At 73.4% G+C, this 22,291-nt stretch carries 19 protein-coding genes; 9 read left to right on the top strand and 10 right to left on the bottom strand.

The window, feature by feature from the left end; all coding sequences use genetic code 11:
- Window positions 1-119 precede the first annotated feature (119 nt).
- From ACIQUT_RS28815 to ACIQUT_RS28805, 3 genes are all read right to left on the bottom strand, one after another.
- Entirely contained in the window at window positions 120-1,805 is a 1,686-nt protein-coding gene (locus tag ACIQUT_RS28815) for a transporter (RefSeq protein WP_403566945.1), read from the bottom strand.
- Complete coding sequence (locus ACIQUT_RS28810; protein ID WP_403566943.1) at window positions 1,802-2,644, bottom strand: ABC transporter ATP-binding protein; 843 nt, start codon at window positions 2,642-2,644, stop codon at window positions 1,802-1,804. Before ACIQUT_RS28810 ends, ACIQUT_RS28815 begins: the two co-directional genes overlap by 4 nt.
- Window positions 2,645-2,769: 125 nt before the next feature.
- Window positions 2,770-3,450 carry a bifunctional DNA primase/polymerase gene (locus ACIQUT_RS28805; RefSeq protein WP_403566941.1) on the bottom strand — a complete coding sequence of 227 codons (681 nt, stop codon included), beginning with the start codon at window positions 3,448-3,450 and terminating at the stop codon, window positions 2,770-2,772.
- Window positions 3,451-3,670: 220 nt separating this feature from the next.
- Between ACIQUT_RS28805 and ACIQUT_RS28800 the strand changes: the two genes are divergently transcribed.
- Window positions 3,671-5,050 (top strand): transcriptional regulator, encoded by a 1,380-nt coding sequence (locus ACIQUT_RS28800; RefSeq protein WP_403566940.1) that lies wholly within the window; start codon window positions 3,671-3,673, stop codon window positions 5,048-5,050.
- A gap of 142 nt (window positions 5,051-5,192) precedes the next feature.
- Window positions 5,193-6,635, top strand: a complete 1,443-nt coding sequence (locus ACIQUT_RS28795; protein ID WP_403566938.1) for a hypothetical protein — start codon at window positions 5,193-5,195, stop codon at window positions 6,633-6,635.
- Window positions 6,636-6,683: 48 nt separating this feature from the next.
- Here ACIQUT_RS28795 and ACIQUT_RS28790 read toward each other — a convergent pair whose 3' ends face one another.
- Entirely contained in the window at window positions 6,684-7,967 is a 1,284-nt protein-coding gene (locus tag ACIQUT_RS28790) for an ABC transporter substrate-binding protein (RefSeq protein ID WP_403566936.1), read from the bottom strand.
- A gap of 196 nt (window positions 7,968-8,163) precedes the next feature.
- Here ACIQUT_RS28790 and ACIQUT_RS28785 point away from each other — a divergent pair, with 196 nt between their 5' ends.
- Both ACIQUT_RS28785 and purU read left to right on the top strand, forming a co-directional pair.
- On the top strand, window positions 8,164-8,610 hold the full coding sequence (locus ACIQUT_RS28785; RefSeq protein ID WP_403566976.1) for a hypothetical protein: 447 nt from the start codon (window positions 8,164-8,166) through the stop codon (window positions 8,608-8,610).
- 14 nt (window positions 8,611-8,624) lie between these two features.
- Complete coding sequence (gene purU / locus ACIQUT_RS28780; protein WP_403566934.1) at window positions 8,625-9,500, top strand: formyltetrahydrofolate deformylase; 876 nt, start codon at window positions 8,625-8,627, stop codon at window positions 9,498-9,500.
- 172 nt (window positions 9,501-9,672) lie between these two features.
- Here purU and ACIQUT_RS28775 read toward each other — a convergent pair whose 3' ends face one another.
- Window positions 9,673-10,998: a zf-HC2 domain-containing protein gene (locus ACIQUT_RS28775; protein WP_403566932.1), complete on the bottom strand. Its 1,326-nt coding sequence runs from the start codon at window positions 10,996-10,998 to the stop codon at window positions 9,673-9,675.
- A complete protein-coding gene (locus ACIQUT_RS28770; RefSeq protein ID WP_403566930.1) occupies window positions 10,995-11,573 on the bottom strand; it encodes a sigma-70 family RNA polymerase sigma factor in 579 nt (192 codons plus the stop codon). The genes ACIQUT_RS28775 and ACIQUT_RS28770 overlap by 4 nt, the downstream gene beginning before the upstream one ends.
- 314 nt (window positions 11,574-11,887) lie before the next feature.
- On the opposite strand from ACIQUT_RS28770, the gene ACIQUT_RS28765 reads away from it, so the two are divergent.
- Window positions 11,888-12,406, top strand: a complete 519-nt coding sequence (locus ACIQUT_RS28765) for an EF-hand domain-containing protein (protein WP_403566929.1) — start codon at window positions 11,888-11,890, stop codon at window positions 12,404-12,406.
- Window positions 12,407-12,453: 47 nt separating this feature from the next.
- Here ACIQUT_RS28765 and ACIQUT_RS28760 read toward each other — a convergent pair whose 3' ends face one another.
- Both ACIQUT_RS28760 and ACIQUT_RS28755 read right to left on the bottom strand, forming a co-directional pair.
- On the bottom strand, window positions 12,454-13,734 hold the full coding sequence (locus ACIQUT_RS28760; RefSeq protein WP_403566927.1) for an acyltransferase family protein: 1,281 nt from the start codon (window positions 13,732-13,734) through the stop codon (window positions 12,454-12,456).
- A 233-nt stretch (window positions 13,735-13,967) separates the two neighbouring features.
- Window positions 13,968-15,542, bottom strand: a complete 1,575-nt coding sequence (locus ACIQUT_RS28755) for a class I adenylate-forming enzyme family protein (protein ID WP_403566925.1) — start codon at window positions 15,540-15,542, stop codon at window positions 13,968-13,970.
- A 247-nt stretch (window positions 15,543-15,789) separates the two neighbouring features.
- Here ACIQUT_RS28755 and ACIQUT_RS28750 point away from each other — a divergent pair, with 247 nt between their 5' ends.
- The 4 genes from ACIQUT_RS28750 (at window position 15,790) to ACIQUT_RS28735 (ending at window position 20,006) form a co-directional block, all read left to right on the top strand.
- Window positions 15,790-17,013: an amidohydrolase family protein gene (locus ACIQUT_RS28750; RefSeq protein ID WP_403566924.1), complete on the top strand. Its 1,224-nt coding sequence runs from the start codon at window positions 15,790-15,792 to the stop codon at window positions 17,011-17,013.
- Window positions 17,013-18,209 (top strand): acyl-CoA dehydrogenase, encoded by a 1,197-nt coding sequence (locus ACIQUT_RS28745; protein WP_403566922.1) that lies wholly within the window; start codon window positions 17,013-17,015, stop codon window positions 18,207-18,209. The genes ACIQUT_RS28750 and ACIQUT_RS28745 overlap by 1 nt, the downstream gene beginning before the upstream one ends.
- 5 nt (window positions 18,210-18,214) lie before the next feature.
- Entirely contained in the window at window positions 18,215-19,180 is a 966-nt protein-coding gene (locus ACIQUT_RS28740; RefSeq protein WP_403566921.1) for an acyl-CoA dehydrogenase family protein, read from the top strand.
- A gap of 355 nt (window positions 19,181-19,535) precedes the next feature.
- Window positions 19,536-20,006: an ATP-binding protein gene (locus ACIQUT_RS28735; protein WP_403566920.1), complete on the top strand. Its 471-nt coding sequence runs from the start codon at window positions 19,536-19,538 to the stop codon at window positions 20,004-20,006.
- A gap of 191 nt (window positions 20,007-20,197) precedes the next feature.
- On the opposite strand, the gene ACIQUT_RS28730 is transcribed toward ACIQUT_RS28735, so the two are convergent.
- The gene (locus ACIQUT_RS28730; protein ID WP_403566918.1) at window positions 20,198-20,911 is read right to left on the bottom strand and encodes a response regulator; all 714 of its coding nucleotides are present in this window, start codon (window positions 20,909-20,911) and stop codon (window positions 20,198-20,200) included.
- Complete coding sequence (locus ACIQUT_RS28725) at window positions 20,908-22,236, bottom strand: sensor histidine kinase (RefSeq protein ID WP_403566916.1); 1,329 nt, start codon at window positions 22,234-22,236, stop codon at window positions 20,908-20,910. The genes ACIQUT_RS28730 and ACIQUT_RS28725 overlap by 4 nt, the downstream gene beginning before the upstream one ends.
- Window positions 22,237-22,291 lie beyond the last annotated feature (55 nt).

Here is a 22,291-nt window from a genome sequence, read left to right as displayed (position 1 = left end):
CCGGACCCGGGACCCCGACCCGGGACCCCGACCCGGGACCCCGACCCGGGACCCCGGACACGGGAAAGGGGGTGACCGGCCTCCCCGGCCGCGTCACCCCCTCCCCGTACTCCCGGCGCTCAGCCCTTGCTGACCGCCGCAAGGATCTCCGGCAGCTTCCGGGCCACGACCGGAGCCGCCAGCCGGACGCCCGCCCAGGCCGCCGCCGCGCCCCAGACCACACCCAGCGGGAGCAGGATCCAGGACAGGGACTGCATCCCCTCGTCCACCTTGAACCAGATCGCCAGCGCGATCACCGGCGAGCAGATCACCGCCGACGCCAGCAGACCGCCGAAAAGGCCCGTCCACGCCAGACCGCCCTGGCCCGGGGCGACGTTCTTGAAGGCGCCGTCCGACGGGATGGAGTACGGGTAGTACGCCGAGGCCAGCGTGCCCGTGCACAGCATCGACCCCAGCACGGCCAGCGCCACGCCCAGACCGGCCGGGAAAGCCCGCCAGTCGTTCAGCAGCGCGGTCGTGACCGCCGTGACCAGGACCGTGTACGGCACGGTGACCAGGGCCAGGGCGTAGGCGCGGGCGCGCAGCTCCACGAGCGCGTCCCGGGTGCCCCCGATGGTCTGCGCGACCATCCAGAACGCCGAGGTGTCCTGCCCGAACTGGTTGTACATCTGGACGCCGAGCATGCTCGCGCCGAAGCAGACCAGGTACACCGAGCCCGTGCCCTGCAGCGCGTTGAACACCGGGATGATCAGGCCGACCGCCAGGGCCGACACCCACGACATCTTGGTCTTCGGGTCCCGCACCGCGTAGCGCAGGGTGCGCTGCAGGGTCGCGCCCGTACGCCCCGCCGGCAGCCACGACCAGACGCCGCTGCCCGCGGACTCCCGCTTCTCCTTCGAACCCGCCGCGGCGATCGTCGAACCGTCCGGGGTGACCATCAGCCGGGTCAGGCTGCGCTCCCACAGCCACATCAGCAGCGCCACCGCGAGGACGGTCAGCGCCAGCTGGGCGGCCGCCGTCCCGTACGCGCCCTTGCTCGCCGAGTCCACCATGCCGACGGCCGTGGCGGGCGGCAGCCACTGCACGACCTCCGCGGCCGGCTCCAGCTTGGCCAGGCCCCCGGCCTCCATCAGGCGCTGGCTCCCGAAGTTGGCGAGCTGCGCGCCCACCGCGATCACCAGGCCGCTGAGCACCGCGAGGTCGCGTCCCTTGCGGCTGCTCAGCAGCCCGGCGTTGGCCGTGGCGACGGTGCGTGCCAGTGCGACACAGCCGAGCAGCAGCAGCGGTACGGCCACCACACCGGCCACGATGCCCGCCGACCCCCGTGCGACGGCCACCACCGAGCCGACCGCCACGCACAGCGTGAACAGCGGCCCGATGCCGATGAGAGAGGAGACCAGCAGGGCCCGCACCAGCGGGCGCGGCCGCAGCGGCAGCATGACCAGCCGGCTCGGGTCGAGCGTCTCGTCCCCGGTGGGGAAGAACAGCGGCATGAACGTCCAGCCGAGCGCCAGGATCGCGGCCAGCAGGACGACGGCGGTGCCGGCGTGCGCGTGCCCGTGCAGCATGGCCAGGCCCAGCGTCACGAAGCAGGCCACCACCAGCGAGAACACCAGCGAGGTGACGTAGGCGGCCTTGCGCTTCGACGACCCCTTGAGGCCGTTGCGTATCAGTGCGAGCTTCAGCCGGACGAACACGGCGGTCGGGTCCACCGCGGCGGAGGCCGGGCCGGCCGCCGCGGGAGCGGGCGCCGGCCCCGTCAGGGGCGCGGAAGCGGATGCGGAGGCGGATGCGGTGGTGCTCATCGGGCGGCCTGCCCGCCCAGCCAGTCCAGCGAGTCCCCCGCGGGGCGCCCGCCGGCGCCGACCAGCTCCAGGAACGCGGCCTGCAGCGAGGGCGCTTCGCCCCGTACGTCGGCGAGCGGACCCGCGGCGCGGATCCGGCCGCCGGCCATGACGGCGACCCAGTCGCACAGCGACTCGACCAGCTCCATCACGTGGGAGGAGAAGACGACCGTGGCGCCCGAGGTGGTGTACCGCTCCAGCACCCCGCGGATGGTCTGCGCCGAAACCGGGTCCACGCCCTCGAACGGCTCGTCCAGGAACAGTACTTCCGGGTTGTGGAGCAGGGCCGCGGCCAGCCCGATCTTCTTGCGCATGCCCGTCGAGTAGTCGACGACCAGCTTGTGCTGCGAGCCCGCGAGGTCGAGCACGTCCAGCAGCTGCGTGGCGCGCTTGTCGGTCTCCTCGCCGGGCAGGCCGCGCAGGCGGCCCATGTAGCCGAGCAGTTCACGGCCGGACAGCCGCTCGAACATCCGCAGGCCCTCGGGCAGCACGCCGATCCGGGACTTCACCTCGACCGGGTCCGCCCACACGTCGTGGCCGGCCACGACGACCCGCCCCATGTCCGGGCGCAGCAGCCCGGTCACCATCGACAGCGTCGTCGTCTTGCCCGCGCCGTTCGGGCCGACCAGGCCGATGAACTTCCCCGCCGGCAGCTCCAGGTCGATGCCCGCGACCGCGACCTGGTCGCCGAAGCGCTTCCACAGGCCTTCCACCCGCACCGCTGCCCGCTCTCCGGACGGCGCCGGTCGCGCGCCACCCGTCCCGGACGTTCCGCCCGTCGCATCAACCTGGTTCGGCATGCGTCTGCCTCCCGTACTCGTCCCCGTGGTCCTACGTGTTCACCATAGGGCGGCCCCAAGAGGCGGGGCAGTTACGTATGTCATGACTTTCGCCCGCGAAACGCACCTGGTCCGGGGCGGGTTGGTCAGGTGCGGCGGGCGGCCCGGTCCGCCGCGGCCTCGCGTCCGCACGCGTACGCCAGGGCGTCGATCAGCTCCTCGGCGTCCGGCAGCCACCGGTTCGCGGGCGTGGGACGGCGTGCCCACTGGACCGAGCCCCGGCCGCCGAAGCGGGTCGGCGGGGCGGCGACGTACTCGCCCTCTCCGCGCACCCGCAGGTCGATCGCGGCCGGCGACCAGCCGTACCTGCGGACCATGTCCGGCACCTTCGCGGAGGCGCCGGGCAGCACGAAGAACAGCATCCGGTGGTCGGGCGTCAGCGTGACCGGCCCGAGGGTGCGCTCCATGCGCTCCAGCCGGGCGAGGGCCAGGAAGCCGGCGGTGTCCGGGACGTCCAGCGCGTCGAAGCTGCGGCCCGTCGGCAGCAGGATCGACGCCTCGGGCCGCTTTCCCCACACCTGCCGGACCCGTACCGCGCTGCCCGTGGCGAGCGTCGCCCACTCCTGCACCGTCGGGTGCGCGCCCGGGGCCGGGCAGTCCGCGGCCCCGCAGGAGCACAGCTCCCGCCCGTCCGCGTGCTCCAGCCAGGTGCCGGCGAAGACGTCCCAGTGCCGTTCTTCCGTGTACCGCACGGCATGGTCCAGCAGCAGCTCGGAGCGCTGCTTGGGGATGGATGCGGTCTCCGTGACTGTGATGGTCTCTTCCACGACCATCACAACTCCCGCGGTGGGACGGGGTTACGGGGGCAAACCGGCCGGTGGGCGCTGCATCGATCCTGCATACGGGGCGCACCGGTGCACGGGTGGGGGCGCGTGGGAGGCCGGGGCGCCGGAGTTGGGTAGCGACACGACGCAGAGCGGATGATTCTCCGCACATCAGGCGGGAAGTGATCATTCCAACGATCACCCGCGGCCTCTGGGGGTTTTCATGGCAGCCAGGCCTCTCGTCGCCCGCCAGCCGAACGAACGGCTGCAGGCACTGATTCAGGAAGCCGGGTGCTCGAACGCCGGGCTCGCCCGGCGCGTCAACATGTGCGGGGCCGAGCACGGCCTCGACCTCCGCTACGACAAGACGTCCGTGGCCCGTTGGCTGCGCGGCCAGCAGCCACGGGGCAGGGCTCCCGGAATCATTGCCGAGGCGCTCGGCCGCAAACTCGGCCGGACCGTCACCATCGACGAGATCGGCATGGCCAACGGCAAGAACCTCGCCTCCGGGATCGGCCTGCAGTTCTCCCCGACCGTCGGCGGCGCCATCGAGCAGGTCAGCGAGCTGTGGCGGAGCGACGTCGGGCGCCGGGACTTCCTGTCCGGGTCGAGCGTGGCCGCGTCCGCGCTGGTCGAGCCGAGCCGGGACTGGCTGATCACCGGCGCCGACGCGCAGGTGGCCCGCAACGGCGGCTCGCGCGTCGGCATCTCGGACGTGGAGGCGGTACGGGCCACCACCGAGGCCCTCAAGGAGCTCGACCACCGCTTCGGCAGCGGCCACGTCCGGCCCGTCGTCGTGCACTACCTCAACTCGGTGGTGTCCGGGCTGATCGGGGGCTCGTACCGGGAGCCGGTCGGGCGCTCCCTGTTCGCGGCGGTGGCCCGGCTGACCGAGCTCGCCGGGTACATGGCGGTGGACACCGGGCAGCCGGGCCTGGCGCAGCGCTACTACATCCAGGCGCTGCGGCTGGCGCAGGCGGCCGGGGACCGGGCGTACGGCGGGTACGTGCTGGCGGCGTCCATGAGCCACCTCGCCGCGGAACTCGGCAATCCGCGGGAGATCGCCCAGCTGGCGCGGGCCGCCCAGGAGGGGACGCGCGGGCAGGTGACCCCGCGGGTGGAGTCCATGTTCTACGCGGCCGAGGCGCGCGGGCACGCACTGCTGGGCGATGCCCGGGCGGCGGCGGTGCTCTCCTCGCGGGCGGTGACGGCGCTGGAGCGGGCGGAGCCGGAATCCGGGGACGATCCGGTGTGGATCCGGCATTTCGACCAGGCGTACCTGGCGGATGAGCTTTCTCACTGCCACCGGGACCTGGGGCAGGCGGAGCAGGCGGCCCGGCAGGCGCAGGAGGCGCTGGCCGGCCTGCCGGCCGGGAAGGCGCGGCGGCGGGCGATCGGGATGCTGCTGCTGGCGGCCGCGCAGGTGCAGCAACGGGAGGTGGAGCAGGCCTGCCAGACCGCTGCGCAGGCGGCGGAACTGCTGTCCGGGCTCCGTTCCAGCCGGGGCACGGAGTACCTGGGCGACTTCCGGGCGCGGCTCCAGCCGTACCGGGAGGAGGCGGCGGTCCGCGAGTTCGCGGCGCGGCTGGAGGCGGTCGCCTAGCGGGCCGCCGGGCGGGAAGTATGTCCCGCTGTGACGCGAATCATCCCTGGAGGTGGGCCTGACGGGGAGGGCGGGGTCCGGGTAGCGTGAGGCGGCGTTCCGAAGGTTCGCAGTGTTCGGAGTAGTCGGCGAAGGAGTCCCGGTGACGGAGAACGGACAGGGGAACGCCCCGCAGGCGGTCCCGCAGCCCGGTGCGCCGTGGGGCCTCGATCCGGCGTACGCGCAGGCGCCGCAGGCCCCCGGCCAGGTACCGCCCCCGCCCGTACAGGCGGAGCCCCTGCACGCGGCGCCCGGGCACGCGGAGCCCGGGCACGTGCTCGGGCCCGGCTGGGACGGCCCCGGCCAGCCCCACGGCTACGGCTACCCGCCGCTGCCGGAGGCCGCGACCCCGTACATCCCGCCGACCGCGGTCGGCCCGGCACCCGGCGTGCCCAGCCCGCCCGGCATGACCGGTGCGCCCGGTATGACCGGTGCGCCCGGGATGTCGTACGCCCCGCCGGTCCCGGGCGCCCCCGTGCCGCAGGCGGCCCCCGCCTTCGACGAGGCCGCGACGCAGTACATCGCGCCCGTCCCGGCGGACCCGATGGCCCCCGGCCACCACGAGGCGGCCACCCAGTACATACCGCCGATACCCGCGGACCCGATGGCCCCCGGCCACCACGAGGCGGCGACGCAGTACATACCGCCGGTCCCGGCCGCCCCCTCGCACGACGAGGCCGCGACCCAGTACATCCCGCCGGTCACCGACGGCTTCGACGGGCTGTTCCGCGACGGCGACGGGCACGCCGGCAGCGACGGGCACACCCAGCAGCTGCCGCCGATCCAGGAGCCGGTCCTGCACCGGCCGCGGCCGTATCCGCCGCACGGGCAGCATCCGCAGCAGCAGTTCCCCCAGGGCGTGCCGGGGCAGGGGCAGTACGCCCCGCCGCCCGCGCCCGAGCCGGCGCGGCGCGTGCCGCCGGCGGTCATCGCGGCCGTGGTGATCGGCCTGGCCGTGGTCGGGCTCGGCGTCGGCGCGCTGCTCAGCGACGGCAAGAAGCAGAACAACGACCCGGCCGCGGCGGCCGCCGCCCCCACCCCGTCCGCGGGCAGCTCGGCCGCGGCGGCCTCCGAGGCGCCGGTGGACCCGGCCAGGTCCCAGGCCGTCCAGCTGGACAAGCTCCTCGCGGACTCCAACGACAGCCGGTCCACCGCGCTCAAGGCGGTCGACGACATCAAGAGCTGCCGCAACCTCGGCACGGCGGCGAGCGACCTGCGCGACGCGGCCCGGCAGCGCGACGAGCTCGTCACGCGGCTCCAGGACGTGCAGATGGACCGGCTCCCGAACAACGAGAGGCTGTCCGCGGCGCTCAGCAAGGCCTGGAAGGCCTCGGCGGCCGCCGACAACAGCTACGCGGCCTGGGCGGACGACGTCGCCGGGGAGAAGAAGGGCTGCAAGGACGGCCGGGCCCGGAGCACGGACGACGCCGGCGACGGCAACAAGTCGAGCGCGGAGGCGACGCGGGCGAAGGAGTCGGCCGCGACCATGTGGAACACGATCGCGACCAAGTACAACCTCACGAAGCGGGACAAGTCCCAGCTCTAGCGCCCCCGCCCGCCGCGCCCGCGCCCGCCGCGCCCGCCGCGGACCGTGTCACGTGGCGCGGGGGGCCTGCTCCAGGGTCTGGGTCATGTCCATCGGCTGCTCGCCCTGCTGGGTGACGAGCCGGCCGGACTGCACGACCTGGAAGGTGACGCGCCCGTTCACGATGCGCGGGAAGCCGGCGAGGGCGCGCATGTTCTCGTACCGCCAGTTCAGCTCGGGGGTCAGGCCGCCGGTCCGGACCGGTTCCGCCTGGTTCAGGGCGCGCGTCACCTTGTGCGGGGTGACGGCCTCGCCGGACTTCAGGCGCTTGAGGGCCTCGCCGAGCACGGTGTACGCGATCCAGGTGGTCTGCGTTCCGCTGTCGTCCGGGTCCACGGCGTTGTTGCCGAAGGCGTGCTCGGAGATCACCTTCCGCATCGGCTGCCACAGCGGGTCGCCCGACACCGGGTACCAGCTGGTGACGAGTGCGCCCTCGAAGGGGCTCTCCCGGCCGCCGGTGCGGTCGATGAGGGACTGGCTGACGCTGCCCAGCACGGAGGCGATCTGCGGGTTCTTCTTCTTGTCGTCGGCCCGGCGGAAGGCGTCGAAGAACGTCTCGGTGCGCTGGCCGAGCACGGCCGTCACGCAGCCGCGCTCCTTGCCGCCGGAGGAGCTGGCCAGGGCCTGGCGGGCCTGTGCCGTGAAGTCGGCGGAGTCCTCGGCGGCGCGGATGTCGGCGGCTTCGCCCGCCTTGCCGGCGCCGTCGGACTTCAGGCCGGCGTTGAGCAGGACCGGCATGGAGTCGCCGGCGAGGGTGTCGGGCCGGACCAGTGCCACCTGGCTGCAGGCGCGGCCCAGCTGGCGGCCGGCGCCGGCGAGGAGGACGGGCTGGCCGCCGTTGACGGGGAAGGAGAGGTTGCTCTGGAATTCCTCGGCGGAGACCCCGTACCCGCCGATGAAGGGGATGCCCTCGACCTCCAGCGGGGCCATGAAGGCGCGTCCGTGCTGGCTGTAGGAGCCGACGACGGCGACGACCTTCTCGGCGATGGCCTTGCGGGCGCAGTCGGCGGCGCCCGACGGGGTGTTCTTCTCGTTGCAGGTGATCACGCGCAGCTTGTGGCCGTTGATCCCGCCCGCGGCATTGACCCAGCTCTCGTACACCTTGGCCATACCGGTCATTCCCGGCATATTGGTTGCCTTGGTGTCCTGCGGGGCGAAGGTCATGACCGTGATGGTGTCCGTGGGGCCGCCCGAGCCTCCGGGGAGCGCGCCGCAGCCGACGAGGAGGCATGTGCCCATCGCGGCGGCAACAGCAGTGCGGAAGCGGGGAGTTGTGCATCTCCGGTCGGTCATGTCCCAGCACCCTTCCGCCCCACGGGTAACTGAGCAGTGAGATGGACGTAACTGCGGGTGACATCCGGGTGAATGGCAGGGGTGTGCTCCTGCGCAGGTGCTTCAAGATCGCGCCAGACCGGAACGTACGATCGAAAGCGTGACATTCGCCCAAGGTTCGAAGAACTCTTCCCGACGCGGCGGCCGCTCCTTCACCATGGGCGGCATGCCCCTGAACGACATGCCGTGGTGGCGCTGGCGCAGCAATGTGCGCTCGGCGCTGCACATGCTTTCCGATCCGGCCTTCCACAAGGAGGTCTGGCTCGCCGGTGTCGAGGGATACGGAGACGTCACCGACGCCGTCTACCGGCTCGTCGAGGACACCTGGCTCGACAGCTGGTCCGCCGAGAAGTACGTCGGCACGATCTTCCGCGACGCGCAGGAAGCCGCCCTCGTCGACGCCGCCGTGCTCCACGTCCTCCGCATCCTCCACCAGGTCGGCCCCGACGCCCCCGTCTCCGCCTACCTGGAGCACCACGCCTGGCCCGAGGCCGTGCGCGCTGCCCGCGAGGCACACGTACGGCTGGCGCAGGCGGACGGCGAGGACCCGGATGCGGCGCCCCGTTCCCTGGAACTGCTGAGGATCCTCACCCGCCCGGTGTGAAAGGCTGTGGTGCCATGAGCGACGACCCGCAGCCCCAGGCATCCCAGCAGTACGTACTGACCCTGTCCTGCCCCGACAAGCAGGGCATTGTGCACGCCGTGTCCAGTTACCTGTTCATGACCGGTTGCAACATCGAGGACAGCCGGCAGTTCGGCGACCGAGACACCGGCCTCTTCTTCATGCGGGTGCACTTCACGGCCGAGCCGCCCGTCTCCGTGGAGAAGCTGCGGGCCAGCTTCGCCGCCATCGGCGACTCGTTCCGGATGGACTGGGAGATCCACCGCTCCGACGAGCGCATGCGGGTCGTGCTGATGGTCTCGAAGTTCGGGCACTGCCTGAACGACCTGCTGTTCCGCACCCGGATCGGGGCCCTGCCGGTGGAGATCGCCGCCGTCGTCTCGAACCACACCGACTTTGAGGAGCTGGTGCGCTCGTACGACATCCCCTTCCGCCACATCCCGGTGACGAAGGACACCAAGGCGGACGCGGAGGCGCAGCTGCTGGAGCTGGTCCGCGACGAGAACGTGGACCTCGTCGTCCTGGCGCGCTACATGCAGGTGCTGTCGGACACCCTGTGCAAGGAGCTCAGCGGCCGCATCATCAACATCCACCACTCCTTCCTGCCGAGCTTCAAGGGCGCCAAGCCGTACCACCAGGCGCACGCCCGGGGTGTGAAGCTGATCGGCGCCACCGCGCACTACGTGACGGCCGACCTCGACGAGGGGCCGATCATCGAGCAGGAGGTCGAGCGGGTCGGCCACGAGGTCACCCCGGACCAGCTCGTCGCGATCGGCCGGGACGTCGAGTGCCAGGCGCTGGCGCGGGCCGTGAAGTGGCACAGCGAGCACCGCGTCCTCCTCAACGGCACCCGCACGGTCGTCTTCGCCTGACCGCTCCAGCCGAAGATTCAGCCTCGCCGGCGTTTGAGGCGCGGGGTCCGGGGCGGCGCCCCGGCACACGGCCCGCGGGGCCGAACCGGGCTCAGCCCGCACCCGTGCCGGAACCGCCCGGTGGGCCGTGACGGCCCGAGCGCTGCCCCGTCCGGGCTGCGACGGCCGGCGGCTAGAGGTGGCTGAGGGAGGCGGCCGCGAACAGCACGTCGCGGATCGCCTCCCGGTCACCGTGCTGTCCGACGGCCGCTTCCTCCGGCGAGATGTGCCCGGCGGCCAGCTGGCAGAACTCCGCCCCGTCCAGCGCGATCCGCGCCACCGTGTGCTCCGGCGACGGCTTCGCGGCCGGCGAGTCCAGGGCGATGTCCCAGCTCCCGCCGCCCGAACCCTCGATCTCCAGGTGCAGGGTCCGGCCGGGCGCCCCGGCCGCGACCAGCCCCCGCGCCGGCGCCGCCAGTCCGGCCCGGCGGCGGTGTGCCAGCGCGCTCGGCAGGAGCCGGGCGGCAAGGTCGATCATCCGGTGCAGGTCCTGCCCCGACGGCGGGTCGTACGGGTAGTCCACGGCCTCCGCGATGTCCCAGGCGTGCACCCAGCACTCGAAGGCCCGTTCCAGGAACGCGTCCCCGAGCGGCAGCGCGAAGTGCCCGTAGTCCACGGACAGCTCCGCCACGCCCCGGCCCGCGAACGACACCGTCCGCACCAGCGTGTGGCCCTGCTCCCGCCACGGTTCGCGCACCTGCCGGGTGATCGGCTCGGCCGCGGAGCCCCAGTAGCGCTCCGTACGGGCCGCGGGGCCGCGCTCCTGCTCCGCTCCCGGACCCAGCGGGTCGTCCAGGCCCAGCGCGCTCGCGATCATCCCGTCCACCGTGAGCAGGTGGCCGATCACCCCGGCGACGGTCGTACGGCGGGTCTGCCGGCGCTCCTCCTCGAACCACTTCAGCCGGACCGGGGTCTCCCACTCGGAGTCCCCGAAGTCCCGCAGCAGCGCGTCCAGCCGCGCGGTCTCCGTGTCGTACGGGCTCGCCCACGCCGGGACCGGGATCCGGGCGGGCCGCTTGCCCAGGCACTCCTCCAGCACCCGCGACCGCAGCAGCGGTTTGAGGTCCAGGCTGTCCTCCGGGTGCAGCAGCCCCACCGCGTCGCGCAGCCGCAGCGCCTCCTCCGCGCACGGCGCGCATTCGGTGAGGTGCTCCTCCACCGCCTGGATCTCCTCGGTGGAGCAGGCGGCCAGCGCCCATGCGCCGAGCAGCGACTTCAGCACGGCGTGCGAGCGGGGCTCGGGGGCCCGCCCGGGCTGTGCGGGAGGTGCCTGCTCCGGGAGCGGCCGGGGCAGGGGACGGGGCGCGTACCGCGGGTCGAGGTCGTCGGCGGGCCCGCGCGGACCCGGTATCCGGGCCGGCCCGCCGGCCTGCCGCTCCTCGCGCCCGTCGCGCCCGCCGTACTCGCCGTACTCGCTGTGCTCGTCGCGTCCGTCGCGTCCGTCGTCGGGACCGTTCATCGGGGCGTTCCATATCCGGGCGGGCCGTAGCCGGGCGGGGCGGCGTCCTCCGGCGGGACGACGTTGGCGGTCGACAGCAGCTGCAGTCCCAGGCGCAGCCGGCGCCGGGCCTCGTCCTCGCTGATCCGCAGGTCGGCGGCGGCCTGCCGGTAGTCGCGCCGTTTGAAGTACGCGAGTTCCAGGGCGGCGCGCAGCGGCGCGGGCATCGACGTGACGATGTAGTCGGCGCGGGCGGCGGCGCTGGCGCTGCGCACCTTCTGCTCCAGTTCCTCGCGCGAGCCGCGGCCCAGTTCGGCCTGGCGCAGCCGGGCGACGGCCTGTCCCTGGGCGATCCGGGCCACCCAGGAGCGCAGGGAGCCCTGCTTGGGGTCGTAGGCGTCCGGGTTCTCCCAGATGTAGCCGAACACCTCGCGGGTGATCCGGTCGGCGGCCGTCTCGTCGCCGAGGACCCGGTGGGCCAGGCTGTGCACGAGTGAGGCGAAGCGGTCGTACAGCTCGCCGAGCGCGGCGGCCTCGCCGCGGGCGAGCCGCTGCTGCATGCGGCGGTCCCAGCGCGGTGGTGCGTCCTTCGGCATCGTGCCCCCAGCCGTGTGTCGACGCATCGAATGTAATGGGCACGTGCCGGTGCTCGCCTGTTTTGCGGCAAGCTCGCCCTGGAAGAGTGCTCCGCGGTGGACGCGCCGTGACGGGGTGTGAACGCAGGGGCGCGGCACGGCACATGAGCCCGGCACATGGGCACGGATGTGCGCGCCCCGCCGCGCTTCCCGTGCGCGGGTTCGATGCGGCAGCCTCCTTGACACCTTCGCTTAACGCGCGGGCCGTGAAGGGCTTACGCTCCCGCTTGTCTTGAACTGCACCCCACCGCACATGTGAAGGCGGAACCCCCGATATGGACAGCGCAGAATACGAGCGCAAGATCGCCGCCCGGTTTGCCACCTTCGACCAGGACGGCAACGGATATATCGACCGCCAGGACTTCAGCGCGGCCGCCAAGGCGGTGCTGGCCGAGTTCGGTACGGCCCCGCGGTCGGACAAGGGCCAGGCCGTGTTCGCCGGCGCGGAGGCGTTCTGGCAGGGGATGGCCGGGATCGCGGACGTCGACGGTGACCAGCGGGTGACGCGCCAGGAGTTCATCACCGGGGCGGCGAAGCGGCTGCGGGACAGCCCGCAGCGGTTCGCGGAGATCGCGCGGCCGTTCCTGCACGCGGTGATCGCGGTGGCCGACGTGGACGGCGGGGGCGTGACCCCGGCCGAGGCGGCCCGCGTCCTGCGCGTCCTGGGCACCCCGGCGGAGGTGGCCGGCCCGGTGGCGGCCGCCCTCGACGGGGACGGCGACGGCCGGCTCTCGGAGAACGACCTCCTCGCCGCCTTCGCCTCGTACTGCGGCGTGGAGGCCCCGGACGCCTGACCCGGGTCCGTGAGCCCAGGCCCCGCCCGCACCGCGGGGCCTTGCTGCTACGGGGCCTTCGCGCCGACGCCGGCCAAGTCCTGGCCCTGGTCCGGGGCCGGGGCCGTGGACCGCGCCGCGTCGCCGCGGCCCGCCTGCCGCGGCACGCCGGGGCGGGAGAGGCCGATGTCCTTCAGGCGCATGGCGGGGCGCTCGACGAGGTGCCAGGACAGCGCCGCCGCGACCAGGGTGCCGGCCACGCAGATCCCGAGGTAGGCGGCGAGGCCCCAGCGGGCGCCGCCGAGCACGGCCACGGCCTGCTCCACGACGAAGCCGTAGATGTAGATGCCGTACGAGTAGTCGTGCTTGTGGCCCACCTTGCGGAAGGGCTTGGGCAGCCGGATGGCGAGCCACAGCAGGAGGTAGGCGAGGGCGGGCACGCCCAGGACGTACAGCCAGCCGTAGTGGAGGGCGGCGAGCAGGACCAGGCAGCTGAGCACGCCCAGCGGGTCGCTGACGGGGATCCGCTCCTTGTAGACCTCGATGAGCGCGCCGATGGCGAAGGCGAAGCCGAGGTAGAAGGCCAGCGGCACGACGTAGCCGCCGACGACCGCCGCGGACGCGCCCTCGCCCGCCGGGTGTTCCATGACGTTCAGCCGGGGGTTGGTGAGGGCGTCGCCGAGCACGTAGCAGCCGAGGAGCACGGTGACCGCCAGGACGGCGCGCCGTGCGCGGACCACGCCGCCGGCCCGTGCTCCGGCGAGGGCGAGGAGGGCGACGCCGAGGTAGCAGAGGACCTCGTACTCCAGGGACCACAGGGCGCCGTCGAAGCTGCCGTTGTGCGCGAGCCCCTTGCTCTGGGCGGTGTCGAGGATCCCGGAGATGCCCCACTGGTGCACCCGGATGGCGAAGTTGGACTGGATGTACTCCAGCGGGCCGTCGGCGCGACCCAGGAAGCCCGCCAGGTCGTGGTGCTGCCGCCAGTACAGGAACGGTGCGACGGCGAAGGCCGTCACCAGCAGGCACACCCACAGGCCCGGCAGCAGACGCAGTGCCCGGTGCCACAGGAAGCGGCCGACGGGGAGCCGGTTGCCGCTGCGGGTGACCAGCATGCCGGACAGGACGAAGAAGCCGAACACGGACAGTTTGCCCATGTCGGTCTGCCCGGCGGCGAAGCCGTAGCCGAACTCGCGCTGACCGAATCCGAGGATGCGTGCGTGGGACAGGACCACGGCGGACGCCAGGATCAGCCGGAGCAGGCCGAGGCTGTTGTCCCGGCCCGAGAAGAGTTCCGCAACGCTTCCGTGGGACCAGCGGAAACGGCTCTGGCGGGAGTTGCGTATGCGCATGACGCCTCTCGAGAGGCCCGCAGGGGCGCTCTGGTGGACACGGGAAAGACTGCTCATTGTGGCACGCGGCGTGTACCGGGCCGGGCGCGCAGGCCGGAATGAGATGCCCGCCACGGGGCCGCTCCGGGGCTGCTCCGGGGCCGCCGCGGGTCCGCCACCGGGCGCCGCGGGTCCGCCGCGGGGGCCGCCCCGGTGCGGGCGGGCTCGGTGGGCTCGGGCGTGCTCGGGCGGGCTCAGGCGAAGCGTTCGCGGAGTTTGTACTTGAGGACCTTGCGGAGGGCCTCGTTTCGGGGCAGGGCGTCGAGGAGTTCGAGCTGTTCGGGGAGTTTGTGGGGGGCCAGGCCCTGGGCGCGGAGGTGGTCCGTCACCCGCTGCAGGGTCAGGGGGGCGGCGCCCGGCGGCTGCTCCACCACGGCGCAGACGCGTTCGCCGCGCTCCGGGTCCGGCAGGCCTATCACGGCGACGTCGCCGACCTCCGGGAGCAGGTGGACGAGGTCCTCGATCTCCTTCGCCGAGATGTTCTCTCCCTTGCGGATGATGACGTCCTTGCTGCGGCCGGTGAGGACCAGGTAGCCGTCGGGGGTCAGCCGGCCGAGGTCGCCGGTGATCAGGTAGCCGTCCCCGTCGAAGGGCCCGGGCGTGCCGTCCTGGTTGAGGTAGCCGCGGCAGACCGCCTCGCCGCGCAGCCGGACCTCGCCGTCCGTGCCGGCGGGCAGCGGGGTGCCGTCGGGTGCGGTGATGCGGATCGACATGCGGGCGGGCGGGCGGCCCTCGGTGGTGGCGAGGTGCTCCGCGGTGTCGTCCGGTGAGCCCATCGTGATCATCGGGACCTCGGTCATGCCGTAGCCGTGGGTGAGCCGGCAGCCGAGTTCGCGGACCACGGCGTGGTACAGCTCCGGCGGCTTCGGGGCGCCGCCGCCCGCGAGCAGCCGGAGGGCGGGGAGGAGCGGCTCGGACGGGTTCTTGCGCTGCTCGGCGAGGAACATCGAGTAGAAGGCCGTCGAGCCGCCCGCGACCGTGACCCCGTGGCGCCGGTAGCCGTCCAGCGCGTCCGGCATCGCGAACTTCTCGAAGAGCACCGCCGGGAACCCGTACAGCAGCAGCATCACGGTGTAGTCGGGGCCGGCGATGTGCGCGAAGGGGAACGCCATCGAGCCGACGTCCCGCGGGCCGAGGCGCAGGGCGTGGGCGAGGCAGGAGCCGCCCGCGATCAGCGAGCGGTCGGTGTGCAGGACGCCCTTGGGGTCGGAGGTGGTGCCGGAGGTCCAGTAGATCCAGCGTACGGAGGTGCCGTCGGCCGGCGGTGCGGGCAGGACGGCCGGGTCCCCGTCGGGGAGGTCGGCGGCCTCGTACGCCCGGAAGACGCCGCGCGCCCCGAGCCGCCCGGCCATCGCGGTGTGGTCGAAGCCCCGCCAGAGGCCGGGGACGGCGAAGAACTCGGCCTTGGACTCGTGCAGCGCGAAGCCCACCTCGCGGTCCCGGTAGAAGGGGATCACGGGTGACTGCACGGCCCCGATCCGGGCCAGCGCGAGGGAGAGCAGGACCGTCTCGATCCGGGTGGGCAGCTGCCAGGCGACGACCGTGCCGGGGCGCACCCCCATCCCGTACAGGCCCGCGGCGACCCGTTCGGCGCGGTCGCGCAGCGCGCCGAAGGTGATGGTGCGGTCGTCGGCGGGGTCCGGGGCCGCCTGGATGAGGACGGGGGCGTCGGGGGTCAGCTCCGCCCGGCGGGCGAGGAGCGCCCAGAGGGTGGGGGATTCGTCCAGTTCGCGTGCGGTGCCGGCCGGCGTCCGCGTCGTTCCCGGCATGGCAGCCCTCCGTTCGACCGATCGTTCCTGACGTTCCGTCAGATGATGGGCAGAGCGTAGGGCCGGGGCGCTTGTCGGTCCAGGGGTGGCGGGGCTAGCGTGGAGCGACCGCACTTTCTGACGATCCATCAGATCCGGTGGGTCGGATCCGGTCCGCCGGATTCGCCTCGTCGGATCCGTTCCATCGGATCAACGCATCAGATCAGGCTCGGCCCGGCTCGATCCGGCTCGCGGTGAGGGGACACCAATGGAACTGCCTCGGATCATCAGCGTCGACGACCACGTCATCGAACCCGCGCACCTCTTCGACGTCTGGCTGCCCGCCAGGTACCGCGACCGCGGACCCAAGCCGCTCACCGCCGGCATCGGCGAGCTGGAGTACCGTGGCGGCAAGTACGTGATCTCCATGGACCCCGACGGCCCGCCGACCGACTGGTGGATCTACGAGGACCTGAAGTTCCCGTACAAGCGGAACATCGCCGCCGTCGGCTTCGACCGCGACGACATGACCCTGGAGGGCATCACCCGCGCCGAGATGCGCCGCGGCTGCTGGGATCCCGGGGCCCGGCTCGCCGACATGGACCTCAACCACGTCGAGGCCTCCCTCTGCTTCCCCACCTTCCCCCGCTTCTGCGGGCAGACCTTCGCCGAGGCCCGCGACAAGGAGGTCGCCCTCGCCTGCGTGCGCGCGTACAACGACTGGATGGTCGAGGAGTGGTGCGGAGACAGCGGCGGCCGGCTGATCCCGCTGTGCATCATCCCCCTGTGGGACATCGGCCTGGCCGTCGCCGAGATCCGCCGCAACGCCGCCCGCGGGGTCCGGGCCGTCACCTTCTCCGAGATCCCCACCCACCTCGGACTCCCCTCCATCCACTCCGGCTACTGGGACCCCTTCTTCGCCGTCTGCGAGGAGACCGGCACTGTCGTCAACATGCACATCGGGTCCTCGTCCCAGATGCCGGCCGCCTCTCCCGACGCCCCGCCCGCCGTCCAGGCCTCGCTCAGCTTCAACAACGCCATGGCCTCGATGATGGACTTCCTCTTCAGCGGGGTCCTGGTGAAGTTCCCGCAGCTCAAGCTCGCGTACAGCGAGGGCCAGATGGGCTGGATCCCGTACGCCCTGGAACGCGCCGACGACGTCTGGCAGGAGCACCGCGCCTGGGGCGGGGTCCGCGACCTGATCCCGGAGCCGCCGTCCACGTACTACTACCGGCAGATGTTCTGCTGCTTCTTCCGGGACAAGCACGGCATCGCCTCGCTCGACGTCGTCGGCCGCGACAACGCCACCTTCGAGACCGACTACCCGCACGTCGACTCGACGTTCCCGCACACCAAGGAGGTCGCCCTCGACCACGTCAAGGGCCTCGACGAGGAGACGGTCTACAAGCTGATGCGCGGCAACGCCATCCGCATGCTCGGCCTCGACCTGGACGGCGACCGAGCGGCCGGGGCCGCCGGGGCGGCGCGGTAGTGGACCTCGCGTACACGCAGGAGGAGCAGGAGTTCCGGGCCCGGCTGCGCGAGTGGCTCGCCAAGGTGCTGCCCGAGCTGCCGCCGAAGCCCTCCCCCGACGACTGGCCCGGCCGCCGCGCGTACGACCTCGGCTGGCAGCGCAGGCTGTACGACGCCGGGTACGCGGGCCTGCACTGGCCCGTCGACGCGGGCGGGCGCGGCGCCACCCCCACCCAGCACCTGATCTTCCTGGAGGAGACCGAGCGCGCCGGGGCGCCCTACGTCGGCGCGAACTTCGTCGGACTGCTGCACGCCGGCCCGACCATCGCCGCCGAGGGCACCGCCGGGCAGCGGGCCCGCTGGCTGCCGCCCGTGCTCCGCGGCGACGAGGTGTGGTGCCAGGGCTTCAGCGAGCCCGGCGCCGGCTCCGACCTGGCCTCCCTGCGCACGCGCGCCGTCCGCGACGGCGACGCGTACGTCGTCACCGGCTCGAAGATCTGGACCTCGCACGCCGAGATCGCCGACTGGTGCGAACTCCTCGTCCGCACCGACCCCGCCGCCCCCCGCCACCGGGGCATCTCCTGGCTCGCCATGCCGATGGACGCGCCCGGGGTGACGGTCAGGCCGCTGCGCACCCTGGCCGGGAGCACCGAGTTCGCCGAGGTGTTCCTCGACGAGGTCCGCGTCCCCGTCTCCCACCGGGTCGGGGAGGAGAACGACGGCTGGCGGGTCACCATGGTCACCCTCTCCTTCGAGCGGGGCACGGCCTTCGTCGGCGAGGTGGTGGCCTGCCGGCGCACCCTGGGCGAGCTCGCCCGCGCGGCCAGGGCCAACGGCCGCTGGGACGACCCGGTGCTGCGGCGCCGCCTCGGCCGGCTGCACGCGGAGTTCGGCGCGCTGTGGCGGCTCACACAGTGGAACGTCAGCGAGGCCATGGGGGTCCCCCCTGTTCGAGCGGAGTCGAGAACTCGGGGGAGCTCGCCGGGCGGGGTCCCCGGGGCGGGCGGGTCGGTGTTCAAGCTCGCCTACTCGCACGCGCGGCAGGAGCTGTACGACACGGCCGCCGAGGTGCTGGGCGCGGACTCGCTCGTGCTGGAGGAGGAGTGGGTGCGCGAACGGCTGTCCTCCCTCTCGTACACGATCGCGGCGGGCACCTCCCAGATCCAGCGGAACATCGTCGCCGAGCGGATCCTCGGCCTCCCGAAGGGCCGGTGAGGGGCGTGGACTTCCAGCCGACGCAGGACCAGCGCGACCTGCGGGCGGGCGTACGGGAGCTGCTGGCGCGGCGGTACGGGCGCGAGGCGCTGCGGGCCGCCGTGGACACCGTCGCGGCCGCGGGGGTCGACCGGGAGCTGTGGCGGGAGCTGGGCGAGGCCGGGTTCTTCGCGCTGCGGCTGCCGGAGGCGGCGGGCGGGGTCGGGCTCGGGCTCGCGGAGGCCGTGCTCGTCTTCGAGGAGGCCGGGCGGGTACTGCTGCCGGGCCCCCTGGTGGCGACACACCTCGCGGCCGGGACGGTCCCGGGCGCGGCGCAGGGCACCGCGGTGGTCACGGCCTTCGACCTGGGCGGGTCACTCGTGGCGCACCTCGGGGAGGCGGACGCCGTCCTCGGGTCGGCGCAGCCCCCGGCGGCACTGCTCCGTACGGGCGAGCCGGTCCGCTCCGCGGACCCCCTGACCCCGCTGCACCGCGTGCCCGCGCCCGCCCCCGCGTCCGCGGACGGCCGCGGCGGGGCGGGGCGGCCCGCCGCGCAGGTGGCTCCGTACCGTGACGAGGGCGCGCTGCTGACGGCGGCCCTCCAGCTCGGCAGCGCCCTGCGCACCCTGGAGCTGGCGGTGCGCCACGCGAGGGAGCGCGAGCAGTTCGGGCAGCCGATCGGGGCGTTCCAGGCGGTCAAGCACCTGTGTGCGGGGATGCTGGTGCGCGCGGAGACGGCCCGTGCGGCGGTCTACGCGGCGGCGGTGACGGCGGACCCGGCGGAGATCGCGGGGGCGAAGCTGCTCGCGGACGAGGCCGCCGTGGGCAATGCGCGGGACTGCCTCCAGGTGCACGGCGGGATGGGCTTCACCTGGGAGGCCGACGTGCACCTGCACCTGAAGCGGGCCTGGCTGCGGGCCGAGCAGTGGCGGACGGCGGGCGAGGCGGAGGAGGTGCTGGCAGCCGATCTGCTGGCCACCGCCGGGGCCTGACACGACCCTGACACGGGCCTGAGACGACCCTGACGCGGGCGGGGCGCGGGCGTGGTGCGGACCTCACGCGGGACGCATGTCCGATTACAGAGAGTTGATATCGGTTTGTGTCCTTGGAAGGGCCCCATACGGCCCGGATGCGGGGGACTGCTCCGGTACGCTCCCGGGAATGCGAGCGGTAGCGCGGCGTGAGCGCCGCACAGTATGCACCACGCCTGCATCTTCGCGCTGGAATATGCCCGAAGCGCTTGTCGTGGTGACTGTATGTCAACCATGCTGCTGCACAGAGGGGTCACGTTCGGTGATCCCGTCCTGTCACAAGGCGACGTGTCCGCCGGTTCGGATGGTGTGAACGGTGCAGGTGCTTCAGGTGCAGCTGGAGGTAGGACCGGACCCGGCGGAGGTCGGCCGGGCCCGCCGGTGGGCCCGGTCCCGGCTGGCGGGGTGCGGGATAAAGGACGACGAGCCGCTCGCCGAGACGCTGATCCTGCTGATCTCCGAGCTGGTCACCAACGCCGTCGTGCACACCGGCTGTCCGGCCGTGCTGCGGATGCTGTTCGGCGGGCCGGGCGTGCGGGTGGAGGTCGCCGACGCCAGCGACCGGGCGCCGTCCCGGCGGCAGGCCTGCGGGGAGGACACCGGCGGGCGCGGGCTGGAGCTGGTCGACGGGCTCGCCGACCGGTGGGGCTGGCAGCGCGAGGGTGCGGGCAAGCGGATCTGGTGCGAGGTCGACCGGGCGGACGAGACCGCCGACCGCGCCACGACCTGCACGGACGGCCCGCGCGAAAAATTCGGGCCGATCCGGGAACCGCGCGTGTACCTCTAACGAGGTGTTGACGGTTCGTCAACTGTTGATCACCCTGGTGTGGAGCGATTCGACGCGAGGGGACGCCAAGGGCAGGCCTTGACGAGTGCGGGTCGCGGGGGTGGCGGCTGCCGTGCCGCGCTCGGGGCGTGCGCGACTGTACGCCGCCACCCGCTGTACCTCACCGAGGCGCGCGGACTACCGGCCCACCCTCACCTGGGCGGTGCGACCAGCCCCATCTCGTAGGCCTTGATCACCAGTTGGACCCGGTCGCGGGCGTCCAGCTTCGTCAGCAGCCGCGCCACATGCGATTTGGCGGTGGCGATGGAGATGAACAGGCTCTCCGCGATCTCGCTGTTCGACAGGCCGCGCCCCACCAGCGTCAGGACCTCCTGCTCCCGCTCCGTGACGATCGGCACCCGCTCCGGGGCGCGCGCCGGGGCCGCAGCGAAGTCCGCTATCAGGCGACGCGTGACGCCCGGTGCGAGCAGGGAGTCACCGGAGGCGACGACGCGGACGGCGGCCAGGATGTCGTCCAGCGCCATGTCCTTCACGGCGAAGCCGCTCGCGCCGGCGCGCAGCGCCCCGTAGACGTGGTCGTCCTCGTCGAAGGTGGTGAGGATCAGGACCCGCGCGCCGGCCGCCGCGCCGTCCCGGCCCGGACGGCCGCCGGGGCCAACGCCGGGGCCGCCGCCGGTCCGGGCGGCGGTGATCCGGCGGGTGGCCTCGATGCCGTCCATCTCCGGCATCCGGATGTCCATCACCACCACGTCGGGGTCGAGTTCGGCGGTGAGCCGGACCGCCTCGGCGCCGTTCGCGGCCTCGCCGACGACCTCCATGTCCGGGGTGTCGGCCATCAGGACCCGCAGCCCCGACCGCACCAGCGGCTGGTCGTCGGCCAGCAGAACGCGGATGCCACCGCTCATCGCTTCCCTTCCTTCACGCCCTCGTCCTCGCCCTCGTGCTCGTCCTCCCGGCCCCCGGGATCGGCCGGGCCGACCGGTTCGACGGGCAGGCCGACCGCCACCCGGAAGCCGCCCCCGGATACGGGCCCGGCCTCGAACCGGCCGCCGAGCAGCGCGGCACGCTCCCGCATCCCGGTGATCCCGAACCCGCCGCCGGAGCGCGCCACCGCCGCCCCCCGCCCATCATCGGTGATCTCCAGGGCCAGTTCCCCGTCCCCGTACCCGGCGGACACGCGGCAGGTGGCCGCCCCGGCATGCCGGACGACGTTGGTCAGGGACTCCTGCACGATCCGGTACGCGGCCAGCTCGATGTCCTGCGGCAGGGGCCGCCGTTCCCCCGACCGGACGACCTCGATCCTGACCCGGGTGTCGCTCGCGGTCGCGGCGGCGAGCTGCTCCAGCCCGTCGAGTCCGGGCGTGGGGGCCAGCGGGGCGGGTTCGCTGCGGCGCAGCGCCACCAGCGTGCGGCGCAGGCTCGCCAGGGTCTCCCGGCTCGTGGCCTCGATGGCCTGCAGGGCTTCGCGGGCCTGCGCGGGCTGCCTGTCGATGACGCGGCTGCCGACGCCGGCCTGGATGGCGATGATGCCGATGCTGTGGGCGACCAGGTCGTGCAGCTCGCGGGCGATGCGCAGTCGCTCCTCGGCGAGGGCCTGCTCGGTGGCTCGGGCCTGTTCCTGCGCGGCGGACTCGCGACGGCGCCGCACCGAGTCTCCGATCAGCCAGGCGGCCACGACGATCGGCAGCTGGATCTGGGACAGCAGGGTCGCGCCGCCGAACGGGTATCGGTCGGTCCGCGCCGCAAGCGCCGGGTCGCCGGGCAGGGGCATGCCGTGCTGGTCGAGGAGGGTGGGGTCGAGGGGCGTGGGTGCGCCGAACTGGCCGAGGACCAGGAGCAGCACGGTGATCGCGAGCGCGGTCACCGCGGTCCGACGGGGCCGGGTCGCGGCAGCCGTGCCGAGCGCGGCGGCGGCCGGCATCACCGCGGCGATCGTCAGCCCGGGGGTGACGGTGACGAAGAGCAGGGCGGCGTCGACGCACAGCATCAGGCCGAGCGTCACGAGCGGCGCCCGCCGCACGAGGACCACGGCGGTCGCGATCCCGAGGAGGGCGAGGATCGGGCCCGGCGTGAACAACTCGTCGCCGTACCCGAGCGGCACGCCGGCCACGAGGTTGGAGAGCACGAGCGTGACCAGCCCCGCCCCGCCCCAGAGCGCCGCGGTCTTCCACCGGTGCGCCGTCCCGGCCCGGCGCGCACCACCCGCCGCTTTCCCTGATGAGGTGTCCATGGCGCGACCTTAACCACCGCCGCACAGCCGGGACATCGGCCCGCAGGCTGCATCC

The sequence above is a fragment of the Streptomyces sp. NPDC090445 genome, from assembly GCF_044769385.1.
Taxonomy (GTDB): domain Bacteria; phylum Actinomycetota; class Actinomycetes; order Streptomycetales; family Streptomycetaceae; genus Streptomyces.
This window is presented reverse-complemented; position numbering and strand designations above follow the sequence as displayed.

Bases quoted from the DNA above. Each gene is read 5' to 3' on its own strand.
- ACIQUT_RS28790 (WP_403566936.1), bottom strand. From the start codon at position 7,967: ATGACCGACCGGAGATGCACAACTCCCCGCTTCCGCACTGCTGTTGCC.
- ACIQUT_RS28810 (WP_403566943.1), bottom strand. From the start codon at position 2,644: ATGCCGAACCAGGTTGATGCGACGGGCGGAACGTCCGGGACGGGTGGC.
- ACIQUT_RS28725 (WP_403566916.1), bottom strand. From the start codon at position 22,236: ATGGACACCTCATCAGGGAAAGCGGCGGGTGGTGCGCGCCGGGCCGGG.
- purU (WP_403566934.1), top strand. From the start codon at position 8,625: ATGAGCGACGACCCGCAGCCCCAGGCATCCCAGCAGTACGTACTGACC.
- ACIQUT_RS28800 (WP_403566940.1), top strand. From the start codon at position 3,671: ATGGCAGCCAGGCCTCTCGTCGCCCGCCAGCCGAACGAACGGCTGCAG.
- ACIQUT_RS28815 (WP_403566945.1), bottom strand. From the start codon at position 1,805: ATGAGCACCACCGCATCCGCCTCCGCATCCGCTTCCGCGCCCCTGACG.
- ACIQUT_RS28785 (WP_403566976.1), top strand. From the start codon at position 8,164: ATGGGCGGCATGCCCCTGAACGACATGCCGTGGTGGCGCTGGCGCAGC.
- ACIQUT_RS28730 (WP_403566918.1), bottom strand. From the start codon at position 20,911: ATGAGCGGTGGCATCCGCGTTCTGCTGGCCGACGACCAGCCGCTGGTG.
- ACIQUT_RS28750 (WP_403566924.1), top strand. From the start codon at position 15,790: ATGGAACTGCCTCGGATCATCAGCGTCGACGACCACGTCATCGAACCC.
- ACIQUT_RS28765 (WP_403566929.1), top strand. From the start codon at position 11,888: ATGGACAGCGCAGAATACGAGCGCAAGATCGCCGCCCGGTTTGCCACC.
- ACIQUT_RS28760 (WP_403566927.1), bottom strand. From the start codon at position 13,734: ATGCGCATACGCAACTCCCGCCAGAGCCGTTTCCGCTGGTCCCACGGA.
- ACIQUT_RS28755 (WP_403566925.1), bottom strand. From the start codon at position 15,542: ATGCCGGGAACGACGCGGACGCCGGCCGGCACCGCACGCGAACTGGAC.
- ACIQUT_RS28770 (WP_403566930.1), bottom strand. From the start codon at position 11,573: ATGCCGAAGGACGCACCACCGCGCTGGGACCGCCGCATGCAGCAGCGG.
- ACIQUT_RS28775 (WP_403566932.1), bottom strand. From the start codon at position 10,998: ATGAACGGTCCCGACGACGGACGCGACGGACGCGACGAGCACAGCGAG.